Source organism: Methanobrevibacter sp. (genome assembly GCF_036307625.1).
Lineage (GTDB): Archaea > Methanobacteriota > Methanobacteria > Methanobacteriales > Methanobacteriaceae > Methanocatella.
This window is the reverse complement of sequence record NZ_JAXJXF010000152.1, coordinates 1-4,729: the sequence shown is the minus strand read 5'-3', so window position 1 is coordinate 4,729 and position 4,729 is coordinate 1. Positions and strand designations below refer to the sequence as shown.

3 protein-coding genes are annotated in these 4,729 nt (G+C 28.3%); all 3 read left to right on the top strand.

Annotation, left to right across the window (positions count from 1 at the left end; all coding sequences use genetic code 11):
• Positions 1-135 precede the first annotated feature (135 nt).
• Positions 136-1,356, top strand: a complete 1,221-nt coding sequence (locus UIB65_RS09590) for a hypothetical protein (RefSeq protein WP_330041219.1) — start codon at positions 136-138, stop codon at positions 1,354-1,356.
• An 84-nt stretch (positions 1,357-1,440) separates the two neighbouring features.
• A complete protein-coding gene (locus UIB65_RS09585) occupies positions 1,441-2,742 on the top strand; it encodes a hypothetical protein (RefSeq protein ID WP_330041217.1) in 1,302 nt (433 codons plus the stop codon).
• Positions 2,743-3,215: 473 nt separating this feature from the next.
• On the top strand, positions 3,216-4,729 hold a 1,514-nt coding region (locus UIB65_RS09580), incomplete at its 3' end, for a C1 family peptidase (RefSeq protein WP_330041215.1).

Below are 4,729 nucleotides of genomic sequence, written 5' to 3'. Positions count from 1 at the left end.
TGTTGGAATACTGACAAAATGACTCTTTCAAAAACTTTGTTGATTTAAAATTTTTTGATGAAAATTAGTTGTGAATTTTTAATTTTATCTAAAAATAGTTAAATTTAATAAATAGGTGGAGTAAAAGTTTTTATCATGCCTAATCAAAAAACAAATACTCCAAATAGTATTTTAGATGTTAAACAATATATATTTTGCGATTCTAATGGTAGATTAGTCCTTTCAGATCCTCGTTTTGTGAAAATTTTTAAATCCTGTCAAAAAGCTCTGAAATCTTTTGATTTAAGTTTTAAAAAGGATGTTCCTTATTTTAAAATGAGTTTAGCTAGGTGCCCACATTGTGGAACTCGTCATGTTGTTAAATATGGTTTTACAAAAAGAACATTAGTATTTAAAGAAATTGGTAAAACTAATGTGAAGGTTCAGCGTTATATTTGCAAACGTTGTGATAAAACATTTCAAACAGATTTAACAAGTCTTGTTGATAAAAACAGCAATTTTACGAATGAATTGAAAAGTGAATCAGAACATTTAATTTCAGATTATCTGGGAAGCTTAAAAAATGTTTGTAAATCATTTAAAAAATTCTTTGGAATCACGATTTCACATCAAACAATTGAAAATTGGCTTTTTGTTAATGAAAACATTTTAGAATTTGATTTAGGGCGTTGCTCGGGTTATTATGTCTTTGATGTAGAATGGATAAAAATCAACGGAAAATGGAAATATCGTCACACATTACTTGATTCTATTTCAAATTGCATCGTAGCCGATGCAATTTACGATACTGAAGATGATACAACTGTTGAAAAGTTTTTAAGAGAATCTACAGCAAATAAAAATAAAATTGCAATCACAACTGATTTAGATAAAAAATATGCCTCAATTATCCCAAAATTAGGTTTTAAACATCAATTATGTATTTTTCATACTAAAAAAAGTTTAAATAAACAATTAAAAACTTTTAAAGATAAAAATCGTATTTCTGACGAAGAATATCAAGAATGTCACAAACAACTAAAAATAATCAAAGATTTATTTGATTTAAATAATTATAATGAATTCAAAAATGAAGTACAATCTTTAATTTATCGTAAAGATGATTTTCATCCAGTGATTTATAAAATAATCAGAAAATCAATCACTCCACGATATAAAAGCTTCATTTATCACTTAAAAGATAAACGAATTGAAAAAACAAGTAACAAAATTGAAAATGCATTTCAAAAAACAATGCCAAAATCAAGAAAACGAACATTCAAGACCAAACGAGGCGTTTTAAAACGAATCTATCGCAGAGATCTCATTTGGAATGACAATCGCAAAAAGGATTTTGAAAATCAACAAAGTTTTTGAAAGAGTCCTAATCCCATAATTTTATTACTTATTTTATATAAAATATATAATAAATAATATAATAAAAAATATGGGATGATTATTGTGGGAATTTCTGATTACATTAAAACCAGATTGCTGAATAATCGTGTTGAGCAGTATAACACTAAGCGTAGCTATTGGGGTGAGGATGAAAGGCAGCCTAGAACTGATGGGATTAATACTGGTCTTGACCTTCCAGATGCACTGCCACCAGTAATTAATAAGACAATAGCTAATGCACGTTATGCTGTTAAACTTGACGGTTATACTGCAGGTGTTTTGAAAAACAGAATTGATAAAGCTAATGTTAATATTGTTCTTGTAGATAAGGAAAATAAATTATCTGCTGAACAGAAATTTACTTTAATATTATGGGCAAGGAAGATTGATATATCTCAAGTAGCTAAAAATATCCTTCAGGGAGGAATGGTTGACGGAGAAGGATTAATCAAACCAGTACAACGCTGGGATAAGTCAATAGGTAAATATATCAAACCAATCTTTTTGGAAATTGGTGCTAACGGTTATGGCCTTAAAAAAGAATTCAACGATGACAATGAAGTGCAGCTATACCTGCATGAGATGCCGAAAGATATTGTAAATGGATCACCCGAAGAGTTCAACAATTATGTTAGTGTTGAAGAGGGAACATTAACGGTAAAGTACGAACCGGACGAGGTCATTAACTTCATGTATAATGAAATTTATTGTGAAGCTCAAAGCATTATCCTGAATTGCCTTGATGATATATACCATAAGTGCAATTTGGAGAGAAATCAGGTGGAACGTATCAATAAGGATAATATTATTGAAGTAAAGCCTGCAATGGATGCAAACGGCCAGCCTTACATTACAGAACTTTCAAGCACAGCTAAGGAAAATCTTTATGCAGATTATGGTACAACTGCCGGAAGTAATGTAGCTATTGTACCTCCGGGAATCGAATCCAAAATACTTGGGGGTAACAACTACCAGTCAGACTATACCAGACAAACTGAAATCTTTAGAAATAATATCCTAAGGACTTTCGTGACGCCGCAGTCTCAGGCAGGTAATGAGAAATCAAACCAGAACGTTGCAGAATACATTAACGATTCAGCTATTACTGGGTTTATTGTTAATGTGGCTAACGACCAGAAATGGGTGTTAAAGTATTGCAATCAGCTATTGAATATGCAACTGGAGCTAATGGGAATTAGTGAAACTTTAGATATTTACTTCAGCTATTCAAGAGATGATGTCTTAAGATATATTATGGAACTTTCTTCTGAAGGCGATGAAATCTATAAAAACTATCTAAGCAACTTTGAGGAAGAACAGCCTGTCGGTGAGAGAATTATAAATGATAGTGGAGTTGAAATATAATTATTTAAAACTCAAAATTATTTGTAATTATTTAATATGTTTTTCCTGTTATTAATTTATATCTTAATCCCTCGTTACTTTCTTAAAAATCTCTTTTAACATTTAAATTTAATGAATAAACCTGATTAATAATTTATTATTAATTTATACTTAAATTAATCTTCAATTTTGTCCCAAATTGTTATTGAGAATATAAAAAAATTTAAAAGTAATGTGGATTACGTACTATTCTAAAGACAACTCATGAACTAACTAATTGTTAGCACATATTTTGTAATTTTGCTGAAAACTCTGCTAGGTTTGATGGAGTTCATGTATTTGATGGAACTGGTACTGTGACAAATTGGAAATAATCAATAACTTTATATATTTTAAATTTTTAAATAAATATGTAAAATATTTTTGTCTTAATACGTGATATAATGAAATATGGTAAATATTTAATTTTAATATTATTGGTATTGATATTGTCTATGAACAATGTTTGTGCTCAAGATTGTTTAAATGATACAATTAATGAACTTAGTATTAGTGATTATGATTTGATTTGTGATGATGGTGATGAAGATCAATTTACTGATGATGTTGATGATTTACAAGATGATGACTATGAATTAGATGAAGAAAAATACTTTTATGAAGAAATTCAATCTAATGATTCAGATATGTATTGCTCTTTTATAAAACATTTAACTAAAGAATGTAACTTTACACTTGATTTGAACAATAGTGATTTTGAAAACGATGGATATTGTCTAATCGCTCATTATAATTATTCTTTCAAACTATATTCAGGAGAAATATATAATTTAAATCCTGGTGATTCATATCTAGCAGTAATGAATGGGCGTGAAGGAACATATATCTCCGGAATATATTATCCGGACATTATTTATTTATATAATGGTAATAAATATTTGGATGAAGATTTTTTAGGATGGTTAGCATGGGAAAAACAATTTAAATGTAATTCCATAAATATTGAAGAAATTATAAATAATTCTAAAAATATCAAACATGCCCCTGCAAAATACATGTCAACTAATAATTTGCCAGATTATTATAATTTAGCAGATAATAATTTAGTTTCAACATTTAAAAAACAGATATATGGGGATTGTTGGGCATTTGCATCAATTGCTTCTCTTGAATCACATTTATTAAAAACAGAAAATAAAGAATATAATTTTGATGTTGATTTAACTGATTTTTCAGAAAACCATCTGAAAAATCTCATTAGTTCAAGAGGAATCAATGGATCTGAAATTTTTGAAGGAGGTTATTTATCTGGAGCCGCTTCTTATTTCCTTAGATGGAGTGGACCAATTGATGAAAATAGTGATAAATATGGAGTTACAAATTATTCCTATGAATATTTTAATCCATTAAAACATGTTCAAGACATTTTATTCATTTCTGCTAGATCATATTATAATGACAATACTAAAATAAAAGAAGCAATAATTAACTATGGTGCAGTAGCAACTAATATGTATTTTAACAACTCATATATTCGCCAGTATTTGATTGAAAATGGAAAAATATCTAAATTTTATTATTATGCTTCTGATAGAATTACAAATAATACGCTTTTATCTCAAGGAGCGCATTCTGTCACTATTATAGGATGGGATGATAATTGTGATAAAGACATGTTTGATGCTCAGCACAATGGAGCATTCATTGTGAAAGATAGTAATCAGGATTGTTATTATTATGTTTCATATGATGATGTATATTTTGCGAGGTTGTATGTTAATAATCATATTGCATCGATGGCATTTGTTAATGTTGAGAATGTAACTAATTATAAATCTATTTATCAATATGATACTGTATTTAATTATGAAGAAGGAGATTATTCTTCAGTTTCAAATATTTTTACTGCATCTTCCGATGATGAAATTCAATCAATTGGATTTTATAATTTAGGAACTAATCCTAATGTTAAAGTTGAAATATTTGTAAATGATAACATAAAATATAC